At 30.7% G+C, this 14,952-nt stretch carries 15 protein-coding genes; 10 read left to right on the top strand and 5 right to left on the bottom strand.

Annotation, left to right across the window (positions count from 1 at the left end; translation table 11 throughout):
• Positions 1-29: 29 nt before the first annotated feature.
• Genes ACTJIW_RS16055 through ACTJIW_RS16065 form a run of 3 tightly spaced genes read right to left on the bottom strand, consistent with a single transcriptional unit; the run spans position 30 to position 2,995 of the window.
• On the bottom strand, positions 30-1,235 hold the full coding sequence (locus ACTJIW_RS16055) for a DUF4350 domain-containing protein (protein WP_440714861.1): 1,206 nt from the start codon (positions 1,233-1,235) through the stop codon (positions 30-32).
• Positions 1,235-2,002: a DUF4129 domain-containing protein gene (locus tag ACTJIW_RS16060; protein ID WP_121361878.1), complete on the bottom strand. Its 768-nt coding sequence runs from the start codon at positions 2,000-2,002 to the stop codon at positions 1,235-1,237. Before ACTJIW_RS16060 ends, ACTJIW_RS16055 begins: the two co-directional genes overlap by 1 nt.
• A gap of 18 nt (positions 2,003-2,020) precedes the next feature.
• The gene (locus ACTJIW_RS16065) at positions 2,021-2,995 is read right to left on the bottom strand and encodes a stage II sporulation protein M (protein WP_012024299.1); all 975 of its coding nucleotides are present in this window, start codon (positions 2,993-2,995) and stop codon (positions 2,021-2,023) included.
• A 20-nt stretch (positions 2,996-3,015) separates the two neighbouring features.
• Between ACTJIW_RS16065 and ACTJIW_RS16070 the strand changes: the two genes are divergently transcribed.
• The 8 genes from ACTJIW_RS16070 to ACTJIW_RS16105 all read left to right on the top strand — a co-directional run bounded on the left by ACTJIW_RS16070 (position 3,016) and on the right by ACTJIW_RS16105 (position 11,493).
• Positions 3,016-3,759 (top strand): RDD family protein, encoded by a 744-nt coding sequence (locus tag ACTJIW_RS16070; RefSeq protein WP_440714862.1) that lies wholly within the window; start codon positions 3,016-3,018, stop codon positions 3,757-3,759.
• 117 nt (positions 3,760-3,876) lie between these two features.
• The gene (locus tag ACTJIW_RS16075) at positions 3,877-4,716 is read left to right on the top strand and encodes a hypothetical protein (RefSeq protein WP_440714863.1); all 840 of its coding nucleotides are present in this window, start codon (positions 3,877-3,879) and stop codon (positions 4,714-4,716) included.
• 86 nt (positions 4,717-4,802) lie between these two features.
• The gene (locus ACTJIW_RS16080) at positions 4,803-5,405 is read left to right on the top strand and encodes a trimeric intracellular cation channel family protein (protein ID WP_012024302.1); all 603 of its coding nucleotides are present in this window, start codon (positions 4,803-4,805) and stop codon (positions 5,403-5,405) included.
• A gap of 85 nt (positions 5,406-5,490) precedes the next feature.
• Positions 5,491-6,468 carry a GNAT family N-acetyltransferase gene (locus ACTJIW_RS16085; protein WP_440714864.1) on the top strand — a complete coding sequence of 326 codons (978 nt, stop codon included), beginning with the start codon at positions 5,491-5,493 and terminating at the stop codon, positions 6,466-6,468.
• Positions 6,469-6,480: 12 nt separating this feature from the next.
• Entirely contained in the window at positions 6,481-7,581 is a 1,101-nt protein-coding gene (locus ACTJIW_RS16090; protein WP_440714865.1) for a DegT/DnrJ/EryC1/StrS family aminotransferase, read from the top strand.
• 16 nt (positions 7,582-7,597) lie between these two features.
• Entirely contained in the window at positions 7,598-8,917 is a 1,320-nt protein-coding gene (locus ACTJIW_RS16095) for a CDP-glycerol glycerophosphotransferase family protein (protein WP_440714866.1), read from the top strand.
• Positions 8,918-8,919: 2 nt separating this feature from the next.
• Complete coding sequence (locus ACTJIW_RS16100) at positions 8,920-10,359, top strand: lipopolysaccharide biosynthesis protein (RefSeq protein WP_440714867.1); 1,440 nt, start codon at positions 8,920-8,922, stop codon at positions 10,357-10,359.
• A gap of 153 nt (positions 10,360-10,512) precedes the next feature.
• Entirely contained in the window at positions 10,513-11,493 is a 981-nt protein-coding gene (locus tag ACTJIW_RS16105) for a hypothetical protein (RefSeq protein ID WP_440714868.1), read from the top strand.
• A gap of 50 nt (positions 11,494-11,543) precedes the next feature.
• Here ACTJIW_RS16105 and ACTJIW_RS16110 read toward each other — a convergent pair whose 3' ends face one another.
• On the bottom strand, positions 11,544-12,683 hold the full coding sequence (locus ACTJIW_RS16110) for a glycosyltransferase family protein (protein ID WP_440714869.1): 1,140 nt from the start codon (positions 12,681-12,683) through the stop codon (positions 11,544-11,546).
• A 158-nt stretch (positions 12,684-12,841) separates the two neighbouring features.
• On the opposite strand from ACTJIW_RS16110, the gene ACTJIW_RS16115 reads away from it, so the two are divergent.
• Both ACTJIW_RS16115 and ACTJIW_RS16120 read left to right on the top strand, forming a co-directional pair.
• Positions 12,842-13,627, top strand: coding sequence for a glycosyltransferase family 2 protein (locus tag ACTJIW_RS16115; RefSeq protein ID WP_440714870.1), 786 nt, complete (start codon positions 12,842-12,844; stop codon positions 13,625-13,627).
• Positions 13,614-14,027 (top strand): sugar 3,4-ketoisomerase, encoded by a 414-nt coding sequence (locus ACTJIW_RS16120; RefSeq protein WP_440718459.1) that lies wholly within the window; start codon positions 13,614-13,616, stop codon positions 14,025-14,027. The genes ACTJIW_RS16115 and ACTJIW_RS16120 overlap by 14 nt, the downstream gene beginning before the upstream one ends.
• Here ACTJIW_RS16120 and ACTJIW_RS16125 read toward each other — a convergent pair.
• Positions 14,014-14,949 carry a glycosyltransferase family 2 protein gene (locus tag ACTJIW_RS16125; RefSeq protein WP_440714872.1) on the bottom strand — a complete coding sequence of 312 codons (936 nt, stop codon included), beginning with the start codon at positions 14,947-14,949 and terminating at the stop codon, positions 14,014-14,016. The two genes, ACTJIW_RS16120 and ACTJIW_RS16125, sit on opposite strands and share 14 nt — an antisense overlap.
• Positions 14,950-14,952: the final 3 nt, after the last annotated feature.

Here is a 14,952-nt window from a genome sequence, read left to right on the forward strand (position 1 = left end):
TATGTTTTTCTAATTGAGTATTCTGTTTTTTAATGTAAAATCTTTTCTATGGCATTATTAATTCGGATTAGATCCGCTTCGATATTTCCATGGTAACTATTTCGATATTCGTTGATTAAAAGTACAAGTTCCTGAATATCTTTTTCGTCTTTACCGGTTTTATGATGCAGTTTTTTTACAAACTCGTCATCTAATTTTGTAGTATCGATTAAATATTCGGTTCTGATTCTTTCTAAGAAATAAATGATTTTTTTATCAATTATATTCTTGTGATCGCCTTCCTGATAATACAGGTTTCCAATTGTTTTGGTAAAATCGATTGTTAAATTAGACAATGGCTGTAAAATAGGAACAATTCGCTGTTTTCTTTTGGCGTTGAACAAAATAAAAACTAACATTCCAATTAGGAATAAATACCAAGCCCATTTTAAAGCCGGCTGGCTGAAAATGTATCGAAGCGGCGAAGCTGATATATTTTCATCATTTGGCGATTTTGTGTACCAAAAAACATCTCCTTTAGGAATATAGGATAACACCTTTTCGGTATATTGATAACGGTCTTTTTTGAGCAGATTATAATTTGTAAAAGCAACCGGATTTGTATGTAAAAAGAAATATCCGTTTTTATAAGGCACTTTTATAAAGTTGATATTTTTTTTGTACTTCGGATTTCCTTCGTAGCCTAAAACGGTTGTGTTTAAGGTGTCGATTTTAGAAAAATAATCGGCTATGTCACTTGTTGATTTGTATATTTTTGAACTTAGTTTTTTGTTTGCCATCCATACCGAAGCATCTTTGGTCTGCAGTAAGTTAGACGAATATTCAAATTTTAAGCTGTCTAATAATGTTTTAGGAAAATTTGTCATGCTCAAAAAAGCATTATTTCCGTGAGACACAAAATACATGATTTCTTTTGCCGACTGATCGTCAAGATTATTTTGCTGCGAAATATTGATAAAAGTTCCTTTTACTGTATAAGTTTCAACAAGTGTGTCTTCATTATATTTTGAATCTAAAAACTCATACGGCGTGATATCTGGAATTCTTTCAATTTTTTGATTTTTAAGAATACCGCCAATTTCTTTGTCAAAAACATATAACCCATAAGGAATTTTGTCATTGACAGAGTAGGTTGGACGCCAGTCGATTGTTTTTTGTTTGTTGTAATCTCCAATTAGAATTAAGATTAATATAAAAACCAAAACAGCTATGTATATTTTAATGTTTTTACTCATCAGCTAAAGGTTTTTAATGCATTCTTAAATCTATTCTCGGTTTTATTGAATGTAGTATCATCAATTTCAAATTCGCCATACCAGATATAATTGTATAGATAAGACAGGTAGGTAAACTCTTCTTTGTGTTTAGGATTTTGAATTTCGTATAAATAATCTGAATTTGTTTTTTCGATATCCCATTCAATATAATTGTGCTGTGCCATTGTTTTTAAAAGCCATAAATAATAGTATCGCACAGCAGTACGTTTTTCTCCGGCTTCAAGACTTTCTTTGATTAATTTTTCAAAATCTAAAAGATGGATGTTTTTTTCAAGATCAGAGTAATAAACGTTTCTTTTATTAGCGTTTTTGCCAAAAATCCATTGTCCTTCTTTATTGATAATGGCTTTTACAATTAAATAAATTACGACGATAATAACTGCTACGCCAATTATGCGAAGCAGCATTACTGCAACATTTAAGGAAGTCTGCGGATCGTTAAAAGAAAAAAGTTTTCTTAACAGGCTGGCAATCCAGTCTTTAAAACGGTCCCAAAGATTTTTTTCCGGCGCTTTTTGTTCGTAAACAAAATCAGAATCAGTGTATTTTTTTTGGAAGTTTTTCGGGAAATATTTTGCTTCAACTGATTCAGAATCAATTTGAATATCTTTTTCGGTAAACTTAACTGAATCAATTTTTGGAGGTTCTTCCGTCAGCAAAGAATCCTGTGCGTTTGTAATACCGCAAAAGAAAAGAAAATATAAAATAAAGAAAATTCTATTCATTACTGGTTTGTATTAATTCTATTTGGCTGTTATTTTTTGGATTTTCTTATGAACAATAAACGGATAAACTAAGTAATAAAATGAAATTATTCCAAGTGTAACTAATATAATGCTGCTGCTTAACCAATTGGGCATATCGATTGAATACCTTGTAATAAAACCTTCGAGAAATCCTGCACTGATTGTAAAAGGAAAAGTGCTTAAGAATATTTTAAAACTGTTTTTAAAACCAATTTTAAACGAATTCATTCTCGAAAAAGTTTTAGGAAATAAGATTGAAGCTCCTAAAATAAATCCGGCAGCAGATTCGATTACAATAGCAAAAATTTCCATGGAACCGTGAATCCAAATACCTCGGACGCTTTGCCAGAAAACATTTTGTTCGTAAAAGAAATACTGAAAAGACCCAAGCATTAACGAGTTTTGAAGAAAAATATAAAACGTTCCAATACCGCCAAAAATGCCGTATAAATAACATCTTGCTCCTACATAAAGGTTATTCATGGTAATGCCGATAAAACTTCCCCAGTTTGATCCCGATCCGTAAACTGCCATTGGATTTCCTTTTTTGATATTTTCCAAAGACATATTAACGTATTCATCACCCAATATTAAACGAACAAAGTTTTGATCGTAACGCGCGGAGACCACGCCCATGGCAACGGTGAAAAAAAACAAGACAAAAGCATACAGCAGATATCTTTTGTAATCGTAAAGTAATAAAGGCACTTCGGTTTTAAAGAATTCAACAATTCTGTTTTTTTCGGTGCGTTTGGTTTTATAAATTTTTTGGTAAATCTGCGACGCAAGATGATTTAAGTAGACAACTGTCTTACTTTTAGGGTAATAGGTTTGTGCGTACGACAAATCATTCATTAATTGAATGTACAAATTAGCTAATTCGTCAGGATTTTTCTTAGCTTTACCAAAAATAGCTAGCTCAAATTCCAGCCATTTTTCTTTATTTTGTTTTATAAATGCAACTTCTCTCATTGAGGGCTAAAATATGAAATATGTCAGAATTATCTATTAATACGACACAAAATGTTAAAATAAATTTTATTGCTGCAACGCCGGGCGAACGTATGGGTGCTTATTTCATAGATTTGGGCATTAAAATTTCCTATGTAATCGTTGTTTTATTAATTGTTTTCAGCTGGCTGAACCTTGGTCAGGCGCTGGATAGTTTAGATACTTGGTCCAGAGCCGCTGTTTTTATTGTACTTTTTATTCCATGGATGATTTACTCATTAACTCTGGAAAGCATTTTTGAAGGTCAGTCATTTGGTAAAAAACTTGTGAAGATAAAAGTCGTAAAAATAGACGGATATCAGGCAGGTTTTGGCGATTATTTAATGCGATGGTTTTTCAGAATAATCGACTTTAGTTCTTTTTACGGTCTTGTTGCTTTAGTTACGATTATTTCAAGTAAAAAAGCGCAGCGTTTGGGCGATATGGTGGCAGGAACGGCAGTAATTACTCTGAAAAACAAAATCAATATTAGTCATACTATCTTAGAAGAAATTGGCGATGCTTATGTGCCGACTTATCCTTTGGTAATTAAATTATCAGATAATGATATGCGAATTATTAAAGAAACATTTCATAGAGCCCTGGCAAAAAACGATCATGAAATCATTTACAAACTGGTAGCTAAAATTGAAAGTGTTGCCGGAATTAAAAATCAATCCGGAAATAACTCTGATTTTATTCGTGTAGTTTTAAAAGATTACAATTTCTATACGCAGCATATGTAATTTTATGCAGTTAAAACGCTGTATGTGTTTTTCTTAACGTGATTATCATTTAAATTTTATAATTTTAACAAACTTGATTTTATAAAACCAACATAAGGAAACTAAAATTTAAATGCTATGATAATTAAAAAGCTTACTGCCGTATTATTGATGTTATTTATTTCTGTTTTTGCTTTCGCCCAAGGCGGAAAAAAGCTGGATAAAATTATAAAAAGAGATTATCAGATTATTGAAGGAACCATTTCTAAAATATCTGATAAAACTGTAGAATATTCTCTTCCTGGAGAAACCCTTACAATTTCTCTTGATGTTTCGCAGATAGCCAGAATTGATTTTGCCAGCGGACGCTCGCAGACTTTTAATGTAAGTCAGGGAAATAGTGATTCTTCGGCCGTTGTTGCAGCATCAGAAATAAAGCAGAATACAATTGCAGTGCTTCCCGTTCCTTATTTAAATGCAGACAATCAGGAAAGTTCAGAAGACATGGCAAAGTTTGCTCAAAATGATCTTTATAATAAGCTGATAGATAAATCGTCTAATATTTTACCGTTAACAGTTCAGGATTTAAGAACAACAAACAGTCTGCTTCATAAAGCCGGAATTGATCATACTAACATTGATGAAACGCCAATTGAAGATCTTGAAAAAATACTGGGCGTTGATAATATTGTCGCTGCAAAAGTTTCGTATACCATGAATTCAGGCACGACTTCGACTACTTACAATTCAGGAAATGCAAAAGTAAGCGACAATAATAAGAAAGTAAAAACCAACGATGTTTCGACTACAACCGCAAATACACAGGTTTATTATTATTACACTGTTTATTTTGATATGTATAAAAACACCACAAAAATTTATTCGCAAACCCGAAAACCTTTTCTGGCAGTAAAAGACAGCTGGATGGATTCTATTACCTATTTATTAAAAAGAAGCCCTATTTACGTTAAAAGATAAATAAATACTTGAAGTAGAATACCACTAAAAAAATAGGAGAAATACTAAAATCTCTGCACCTTTGCATCTTTGTAACTTAAGAAAAAATGTTTCATTTATTAGATATTATTGGTACAATGGCCTTTGCCATGTCTGGTGCATTAACAGCGATGCATAAAAGACTCGATCCGTTTGGGGTTTTTATAATTGCTTTTGTTACGGCTGTAGGAGGCGGAACACTCCGCGATGTTTTAATTGGCAGAACTCCGGTAGGCTGGATGATGAACCTTCAATATGTTTATGTGATTATTTTAGGTTTTTTTCTGGCTATTATTTTTAGAAAAAAGTTTGATAAACTCAGAACTTCATTGTTTTTGTTTGACACCATTGGTTTGGGAGTTTTTACTTTGATAGGTCTGGAAAGAGGTCTTTTAACAGGACTGCATCCCGTTATATGTATTGCGTTAGGAACCATGACGGCTTGTTTTGGAGGCGTGACACGAGATATTTTGTGCAATGAGATTCCAACTGTTTTTAGAAGAGAAATTTATGCTACGATATGCATTTTTGGAGGCATTGTATTTTTTGGACTTCGTAAACTAAATTTGGAAGACGATATATTGTATTTAGTAACTTCGATTGTAATAATTTCTATTCGTTTACTGGCAGTAAAATACAAATGGTATCTGCGTGCTTTTGAACATAAATAGAATTTAATTAGATATATTAGCCACAGATTAAACGGATTAAATAGGTTTTTTAAATCATTGAAACCGTAAAATCTGCGACAGAAAAATGAAAAATCTTACTGTAAAAAAATACGATCAAAACGATTACAAAATTTGGAATGACTTTGTTAGTCAGGCCAAAAATGCAACGTTTTTATTTCATCGTAATTTTATGGAATATCATAAAGATCGTTTTGATGATTTTTCACTTTTAATTTTTGAAGAAGAAAAACTGCGAGCCATTTTACCGGCAAACAAAAATGGAAACACGGTTTATTCTCATCAAGGACTTACGTATGGCGGATTGGTTTATAAAGAAGAAACTAGACAATCTTCTGTAATTGAAATTTTTCAGAATCTTCTTTTTTTTTTGAATGAAAATCGCTTTGAGAAATTATATTTTAAAACGATTCCATCAATTTATCATCTTAAACCAGCCGAAGAAATTTTATACACTTTATTTTTAGCTGAGGCAAAACTAATTCGTAGAGATTCGCTTTCGGTTATTGACTTATCAGAGGAAAAATCAATTTCAAAGATTAGAAAAAGAGGTATTAAAAAAGCGCTTTCAAATAAACTTACTATTAAGGAGGAGCTGAATTTAGAATTATTTTGGAATAAAATTTTGGTTCCTAATTTAGAAAAAAGACATAATGCAAAGGCAGTACATTCAGTTGAAGAAATAAATTATTTGAAATCTCTTTTCCCTCAAAACATTCATCAGTTTAATGTTTATTTTGAAGATCAAATTGTTGGAGGTACTACCGTTTTTGAGACGGAAACTACTGCACACTGTCAGTACATCTCAAAAGATCCTAATGCGGAAAACTTAGGAAGTTTGGATTATCTTTTTCATTTTTTAATTCACAAAAGATTTGCTGATAAGCGCTATTTTGATTTCGGAATTTCAAATGAAAATCAAGGGAAAAATCTAAACGAGGGATTGACATATTGGAAAGAAAGTTTTGGAGCAAGTACCATTGTTCATGATTTTTATGAAGTCGAAACTTCAAATTATACCAAGTTAAATGGTATTTTTGTCTAAAAATCAAAACTAATGATTTCATTTCTTGAGCTAAAAAAAATTAATCAACCCTATGAAACTGCTTTTCAGGAAAAATTGAAAACAGTTTTAGATAACGGCTGGTATATCTTAGGAAAGGAATTAGAAACATTTGAAAAGGCTTTCGCCGAATATTGCCAAACCCAATACTGCATAGGAGTAGGGAATGGTTTCGATGCTTTGGTTTTAATTTTTAAGGGCTATATCGAACTCGGGAAACTCAAAAAAGGAGACGAAGTTATAGTTCCGGCAAATACCTATATCGCCAGTATTCTGGCTATTTTGCAAGCCGATTTAATTCCGGTTTTGGTTGAACCAAAATTAGAAACCTACAACATAAATCCCGATTTAATTCTGGAGAAAATCACATCAAAAACAAAAGCCATTCTAGCTGTTCACTTATACGGACAATCCGCAGAAATTGACAAAATAAATGAAATTGGCAATAAAAATAATCTTTTAATAATTGAAGACGCCGCACAATCTCACGGCGTAGAAAAAAATCTAAAATCTAAAATCTACAATCTAAAATCAACATCTGCTTACAGTTTTTATCCAGGAAAAAATCTAGGTTGTCTTGGTGATGGCGGTGCTATTACTACAAACGATTCTGAGTTAGCAAAAGTGCTTTTTTCACTTCGCAATTATGGTTCAGAAAAAAAATATTATAACGATTATATTGGTTTAAATTCAAGATTAGACGAATTGCAAGCTGGATTTTTGAATTTGAAACTACCCAACTTAGATTCAGATAATGATAAACGCAGAGCAATTGCAAAACGATATTTAAATGAAATAAAAAACGATAAAATCGAATTGCCATTTTGGGATTTATCAAATAATCATGTTTTTCATTTGTTTGTTATCCGAACAGAAAAAAGAGAAAAGTTACAAGAATATTTAGCACAGCATAATATTCAAACCGTAATTCATTATCCAGTTCCGCCACATAAGCAAAAAGCTTTTCCGGATTGGAATACATTGTCTTTTCCCATAACAGAAAAAATCCATAACGAAGTTTTAAGTCTGCCAATGAGTCCGGTTTTAACGGAATCTGAAGTGGATTTTATTGTTGCCGTTTTAAATAGATATTAATTTTGATTTAATAAAAATGGCAAAATTAAAATTAGCTCTTAAAAAATACGTTCCCGAAACAATATGGATTTCGCTTATCAAGGTTTATAATTTTACAAAATTACGAGCACTGAATGATTGGTATCAAATTAAGAAAGCACCTGTAAGACATCAAAAAGCCCTTGAAATTGTTAAAAAAAAGGAAAAGATAAAAGTTGCCTTTTTTTTGATCCATGAATCTGTTTGGAAATACGATGTGTTATTTAATTTAATGTTAGAGCATTCTCGATTTGAACCTCAAATATTTGTTTGTCCAGCTGTAAATTTTGGTAAAGAAAATATGTTCTTTGAAATGAATAAATCATACGAGGCATTTAAAAAAAGAGGATATAATGTTATTAAAACCTACGATAACAGAACAGAAGAATACTTAGATATTAAAAAGACTTTTTCTCCGGATATTATTTTTTTTACCAATCCGTATGAAGGTTTACAGGACTATAGATATTATATAAAAGAGTTTTCACAAACGTTAACCTGTTATGTACCTTATGCTATTATGACAGTTAATTATGATTTTATCTATAATTTAAAATTTCACAATCTTGTTTGGAAAATTTTTTCTGAAACTCCCATCCATAATCAAATAGCTTTGCAAAAACAAAAAAATAAGGGAATAAATAATGTTTTAACAGGTTATCCTGGTTTTGATCAGTTATTAATTAATAAAAATCTAAATAATATTGTTTGGAAAAATTCAAATTCTAATTTAAAAAAAATAATTTGGGCACCGCATCATGCGGTAACAGATTGGAATAAGGTGGCAAATTTTTTAGAATATTATGATTTCTTTTTTGAATTGGCAGATAAGTATAGTGATAAAGTACAAATTGCATTTAAACCGCATCATTTATTAAGAATTAAGTTAGAGCAAGAGTATTGGGGTAAGGAAAGAACGGATATGTATTATAATAAATGGGAAAACCTTTTAAATGGTCAGTGTGAAAATGGCGAATACACAGATCTGTTTTTAACATCCGATGCACTAATTCATGATTGTGGTTCCTTTATGGCCGAATATCTTGTTACAGGAAAACCAGCACTTTTTATGGTTAGGGATGAATCGGTTATGGAGCATTGGAATGCTTTTGGAGAAAAAGCGATAATGGTGCATTATCAATCTCGAAGCAAAAAACAACTGATAGATTTTATTGAAAATGTTGTATTGAATGAAAATGACTGGATGAAAGAAGAACGAAATAGTTTTGTACAAAGTAGTCTAATTCCAGAAAATAAACGCACTGGATCTGAAAACATATTAGAATACTTGGAGAGTCAAATTAGAAATAAAATTTAGTAATGTACAATACCTCTATAAAATCAGTAGCAGCAAAAGGGATTTTTTGGTCAGCAGTTGATAAATTTGCCGTTCAAATAGGGCAATTTATAGTGGGTGTGATGCTTGCTCGAATTTTAATGCCGGAAGATTTTGGGTTAATAGGAATCATATATATATTTATAGCGATATCACAAACTTTTATTGAAAGCGGACTGGGTACAGGATTGATTCAACGTCAGTCTAGATCAGAGATCGACTTTTCAACTCTGTTTATATTCAATTTAATTGTAAGCAGCTTTTTTTATTTAATCTTATTTTTTTTAGCGCCGTTTATTTCCTCTTTTTTTAATCAGCCGCGTTTAACTGATATAACTAGGATTTTGAGTTTAATCTTGTTTTTAAATGCCTTTGCAATAGTTCAAAGAACCAAATTAACAATTGCAATTGACTTCAAATCTATAGCAAAGAGTAATGTAATTGGAATGGTTATAGGTGGATTATGCGGTGTCATAGCAGCTATAAACGAATTTGAAGTATGGGCGTTAGTAATTCAATTGTTGACAAGTTCTTTGGTTTCTTCAATTTACTTATGGATTGTAAGTAATTGGAGACCTTCTATAGCTTTTTCAAAAAAATCATTTAATTCTTTATTTGGTTATGGTTCAAAACTTTTAATAGCGGGTCTATATGCTCAATTATTAAATAATATTTATAATATTTGCTTAGGGAAATTTTATTCCAGCACTTCATTAGGATATTATACAAGAGCTAAAAGTTTTGCAGATATATCTGCGGGTACTATTGTTAATGTTTTACAGCAAAGCACATTTCCTATACTTGCTGCAGTTCAGCATAATAAAGAAAAATTAATTTCTATTTATAGTAGAATGATTCGGATGTCGGCTTTTCTTATTATTCCTATAATGACTCTTATCGCTTTACTGGCAAAACCCATTGTGATATTACTACTTACAGAAAAATGGAGTTCTTTAATTCCTCTTTTACAATGGATAGTTTTTTCACGTGTTTTTCTTCCAATGAGTTCACTTAATTTAAATTTATTAAATGCAGTAGGACGTTCAGATTTATTTCTAAAAGTAGATTTGTCTAAGCTGCCATTAACAATTCTGGCTATGGTAATTACAATTCCTCTTGGAGTAAAATCTATAGTAATTGGACATGTTGTTACCTCGGCTGTGTTTTTTGTGGTAAATGCATACTTACCAGGCAAGTTCTATGGCTACGGAGCTATAAAACAATTAAAAGAAATGATGCCATTTTGTTTTGCAACAATAGTAATGGCAGTTATAGTATTTGTGATGACTTGTTTTATAGATAATCTTGTACTGCAATTATTTTTTGGAGTTATACTTGGTTTTATAGTCTACTTACTTATTTCCTGGTTAATGAAGTTAGAGGAGTTAAATGAAGTTTTGAAAATATTAAAATTACGGTGTTAACATAAATAGTTGTTTTACTCAATTTTTTTCGGAGAACTTTGCTTCTTTGTTTAATTTTGTTTGTTATATTTTAAGAAATCTATAAGTTTTTGTGAAACATAGTTTTTATTTTTTATTTTAGTAGATATTTACTTAATAAAAATAAAACAATTTATGAGAAAAAATATCTTATCATTGATGTTGCTTCTGGCTGCAATATCTTCTTTTGGTCAAACAGGAACAGTCACTTCGGTTGGTGCATTAACTATTGGGACTTCGGGAACCAATGTCAATTCTACAGTAACAAACAGTACCACAACTCCTGTTATAACCTTGAATATTCCTTATGCCGGTGCATCTACAACGGGATTAGTTACAACAGGAACTCAGATATTAGCAGGGCAAAAGACATTTACAAACCCTATTTCTTCGAATCCAACAGCAATACCTACAGCTAATACCGAATTTTATCGTTTAGCAATAAATGGAAAAACAGTTAGTGCTGGTAAAAATTTTGAATTATTTAAAGCTTGGGGAACAGTCACGGGTTCAAGTTTAAGCGGTATAACAGATGTTGGATTGCGAATTTCAAATGATATTTCCGGAATGCCATATCCTTCATTAAATTTAGCGAGAGATAACAAACAAAACATCTGGCTATGCTCTATACCGGCGGCTTTAACTGATGGTGTTTCACAAATCAACAGTAGATTACAAATTGGTTATGATCAGTGGCTTCCTGATACGGCCAATTCTAATACTCTTGCTGTAAATGGTACAGGCTATTTTGCTTCAAATATAGGTATTGGAACTTCAAATTTTACAGATGGAAATGATTTGTATAGACTTTCGGTAAAAGGAAAAATCAGAGCAGAAGAAGTAAAGGTATATAATACTTGGGCCGATTATGTTTTTAGTCCTGATTATAAGTTGGAAAGCTTAAAAGAAGTAGAAAGTTATATAGCTCAAAATGGACATTTAAAAAATGTACCTTCAGCTAAAGAAGTTATCGAAAATGGTTTGAAATTAGGAGAGATTTCAAAAATTCAACAAGAAAAAATTGAAGAATTAACCTTGTACTTGATTCAGCAAAATAAAGAAATTGAGGAATTAAAAACTCAAGTAAAAGAATTATTGAAGCAAAAAAGTAATTAAATTTTAATATTAAAGTATCTAAAGTATCTAAAGTATCTAAAGGAGAGTTATTACTCTCCTTTTTTATTCCAAACGTCAAGATATTTTTGAGCAATTTTTAAATGATTATGCTCTTTCTCTACAAAAGCTCTTGCTCGTTTTCCTATTGCTAATATTTCATCCGGGTTTTCAATTAAAAAAGATAACTCCTGAACCAAATAATCAACATCAGGAAGAGCATTTATACAGACTCTTTCGGTAATTTTATAGTATTCAGTAAAATCATTTTCGGCACCAGTGAATACGACTTTTCCTTTTGCCATTGCTTCAAGTGCGTTGTAACCCTGATCTCTGCTAAAAGCTTGATCAAGAAGAATATGAGCTTTGTTGTATAAATCAATATAAATAGGATAAGGAACTGTATTTGTAATTATGATTTCTACTTTGTCTTGATATTTTTGTTCTATAAGTTTTAACGCCTTTTCAAAATAAATTATTCCTTTTTGATTATAGCTGTATTTGTTGATGCCTAAAAAAATAATTATTTTATCCTTAATGATTAATTCCTTAAAAGCGAGTTTGGCAACATCTATTGGATAAGGAATAAAACCAGAAAAAATGGTATAATTTTTCACAGCATCTGCATAATCAAAATCAGTTGCAATTAATCCATTAAAATTGTTCATCATATAGTTGTGAATTTTAATATGCCCTTTTTTGAAATAATCGTAAAACCAGTTGAATTCTTTAGAGGGGTTTTTTACAGAAGGCTGATAAATAGATTTGTAGTCTTTGTTTTCGGTGTAGAACTTAAGAGTCATATAATCTAATCCGCATGATAATAAAAAAATAGATTTATTATTTTTTATTATTTTTTTTATCAAATAAAGCTCAAATCGTTTAGTTGTTTTTATAGAAGATTCATTTACAAATTGTACAATATCAAAATCTTTTAATCTGGAAAGAAACAAATAAAAACGGATGCCATATTCTAAACTAGCTAAATCAAATTTGAATAGTTTGAATATAATTTTTCTGGGAATGGTAAAAATTTCTTTTTTAAAAAACACAGCCTCATAATCGTAATCTACAGGGTAACATCTGTAGCCATTACTATTTCCTGTCAAAATAACCTCATGCCCTAGTTCAGTCAATCCTTTCTTTAAAGAATTATGTAAAAGGCTGTATTCTCCAATTAGTAAAATGCGCATAAACCGTGATCGTTAAAAAGAAAAGTAAATGTAAAACAATTAAAAAACAAAACAGAATTACATTTTATTAAGGGCAAAAAAAAATTACATTTGTTTAAGCTGAAAAATATTTGAAAGAGATTTATAACATAACTGACATTGAAATTTTAATTTCGACAATGAACAAGGATTCCTTGGATTTTTTAATTCCAATGTTTCCATATTCTCATTTTTCTGCTTTTCAAATTTTAATTGTGAACCAAACCGAAGGTGAGAAAATTCTAACTTCAGGTTATTCTAATATAAGAGTTATAAACTCGTTTGAAAAAGGTTTATCAAAAAGCAGAAATTTAGCTCTTGAAAATGCTCTCGGAAAAATTTTGGTCATTGCTGACGATGATGTTGTGTATGAGGAAGGATTTATAACTAAAATAACAGATGCTTATAATAAATTCCCAGCAGCTGCTGTAATACAATTTTCGGCTGTAAATTCAATTGGGGACTTAATTAAAAAATATCCTTCTAATTCTAAAGTTAATTTAAACAGTTTCCATATTCTTAATGTGAGTTCAATAGAAATGACGTTGAATAAAACGGTTATTGACGCATCTCAAATTCGGTTTGATGAAAATTTTGGTTTAGGAGCAGTTTTTGAAATGGGAGAGGAAGCCGTTTTTTTATCTGACTTGAAAGCAAAAAACAAACAACTTGTATTTGATCCTCAAGTGATTGCGATGCATGAAAATCCTACTTCTTCAGAAAAAATAAATATAACGGATAAATATTATATACAAGGTGCCTTATTTTCGAGAATCTTTAAAAAGAAATATATTGTTTGGCTGTTTATTAAAATGTTTTTTGACTTAAAACAAAACAAAATAAATTTTAGAAATATCAAAACCGTTCTTAAAAGTGCAAAAAACGGACATGAAAAATTTGAAAGAACGCGACATGAAAATAAATAATAACAGAATACAAATTATATCAATTCCTAAAATTGAGGAACGAAGAGGGAACTTATCTGTAATAGAAAATGAGACTATTCCTTTTGATATAAAAAGGGTTTATTATTTATATGATGTTCCAACGGAATCAGAGCGTGGCGGACATGCTCATAAAGATTTGCAGCAGTTTTTGGTTGCTTTAAGCGGTAGTTTTGATGTTGTTTTAAATGATGGAAAAGAAGAGCAGATAATTACTTTAAACAAGCCGTATGAAGGTTTATTAATCAATTCAGGGATTTGGCGGGAACTCAGGAATTTTTCTTCGGGTTCAATTTGTCTGGTGGTAGCTTCTGAAGTTTATATAGAAGAAGATTATATTCGTGATTTTGATGAATTTCTGGAATATGCTAATCGTAAATAGAAAAATCAAACCCAAATTTTTTTAAAGTATTTTTTAATCTTAAAAAGAAACGCAAAAAAACAGAAGGCATTTTGAGTATTAATTTAATTTTTGGAGTAATGTTTTGCGGGTCTGCATCTTTTAAATAAAAATTGGCTTTTTCTTTATTTCCAAAAATATAATAGCGCAGACCGTATTCTATTCTGTATAAATCAAGAAAACTTTTAAGCGATGGATTTTCTTTTTCGGATTGTTTAAACTGTTCGAAATCCATTAATTTCTTTGACTCTATATGTTTTTTAGCAAGACTGTCTGGAATATTATAATTATAAACAGCCGTTATTTTATTTGTGATGGCAACAGGATATTTAATGCCAATTTTGGTCCATAATTCTAAATCCTGACCATTTGTTATTCCTGAAGTAAATCCTCCGGTTTTTTCTAATATTTCACTGGGAATTGCTAAAGATGAAGTCCAGGTAATTCTAAAAGGTCGGTTTGAGAAAAAATAATCAGGAACAATTCCTCTAAAAAAAATATCTATTGCGTTGTAAACAGGAATTTGAAAGTGATTTTTAGAAGTTCTGATTTTATGACGTGAACAATACATGCCGCAATTTGGAAAATCATGATATAAATTTGCTAATTCCTGTAGATGATCTGGAAACCAAAAATCATCTGCATCCATAAAGGCTGTAAGTTTTCCTTTTGATTTCTCAATGCCAAGATTTCTGGCTGCAGAAACGCCTTGGTTTTTTTGATTACAAATCTGGATTCTGTTGTCATTAATTCTGCGTACAACAGCTTCACTTTCATCAGTAGATCCATCATTTACTATGATAATTTCATAATCTGTAAAAGTTTGATTGAGAACACTTCTTATGGTGTTTTCAATATAAGCAGCTTTATTGAATAAAGGAATAACAACAGAAAAAAATGCCATAAT

The organism is Flavobacterium sp. 22659 (genome assembly GCF_052044235.1).
Taxonomy (GTDB): Bacteria; Bacteroidota; Bacteroidia; order Flavobacteriales; family Flavobacteriaceae; genus Flavobacterium; species Flavobacterium johnsoniae.

What these genes read in the sequence shown, in the direction of transcription:
- ACTJIW_RS16090 (WP_440714865.1), top strand. Translation starts at nt 6,481, where the DNA reads ATGATTTCATTTCTTGAGCTAAAAAAAATTAATCAACCCTATGAAACT.
- ACTJIW_RS16060 (WP_121361878.1), bottom strand. Translation starts at nt 2,002, where the DNA reads ATGAATAGAATTTTCTTTATTTTATATTTTCTTTTCTTTTGCGGTATT.
- ACTJIW_RS16085 (WP_440714864.1), top strand. Translation starts at nt 5,491, where the DNA reads ATGAAAAATCTTACTGTAAAAAAATACGATCAAAACGATTACAAAATT.
- ACTJIW_RS16095 (WP_440714866.1), top strand. Translation starts at nt 7,598, where the DNA reads ATGGCAAAATTAAAATTAGCTCTTAAAAAATACGTTCCCGAAACAATA.
- ACTJIW_RS16115 (WP_440714870.1), top strand. Translation starts at nt 12,842, where the DNA reads ATGAACAAGGATTCCTTGGATTTTTTAATTCCAATGTTTCCATATTCT.
- ACTJIW_RS16065 (WP_012024299.1), bottom strand. Translation starts at nt 2,995, where the DNA reads ATGAGAGAAGTTGCATTTATAAAACAAAATAAAGAAAAATGGCTGGAA.
- ACTJIW_RS16105 (WP_440714868.1), top strand. Translation starts at nt 10,513, where the DNA reads ATGAGAAAAAATATCTTATCATTGATGTTGCTTCTGGCTGCAATATCT.
- ACTJIW_RS16120 (WP_440718459.1), top strand. Translation starts at nt 13,614, where the DNA reads ATGAAAATAAATAATAACAGAATACAAATTATATCAATTCCTAAAATT.
- ACTJIW_RS16100 (WP_440714867.1), top strand. Translation starts at nt 8,920, where the DNA reads ATGTACAATACCTCTATAAAATCAGTAGCAGCAAAAGGGATTTTTTGG.
- ACTJIW_RS16070 (WP_440714862.1), top strand. Translation starts at nt 3,016, where the DNA reads ATGTCAGAATTATCTATTAATACGACACAAAATGTTAAAATAAATTTT.
- ACTJIW_RS16055 (WP_440714861.1), bottom strand. Translation starts at nt 1,235, where the DNA reads ATGAGTAAAAACATTAAAATATACATAGCTGTTTTGGTTTTTATATTA.
- ACTJIW_RS16125 (WP_440714872.1), bottom strand. Translation starts at nt 14,949, where the DNA reads ATGGCATTTTTTTCTGTTGTTATTCCTTTATTCAATAAAGCTGCTTAT.
- ACTJIW_RS16080 (WP_012024302.1), top strand. Translation starts at nt 4,803, where the DNA reads ATGTTTCATTTATTAGATATTATTGGTACAATGGCCTTTGCCATGTCT.
- ACTJIW_RS16110 (WP_440714869.1), bottom strand. Translation starts at nt 12,683, where the DNA reads ATGCGCATTTTACTAATTGGAGAATACAGCCTTTTACATAATTCTTTA.
- ACTJIW_RS16075 (WP_440714863.1), top strand. Translation starts at nt 3,877, where the DNA reads ATGATAATTAAAAAGCTTACTGCCGTATTATTGATGTTATTTATTTCT.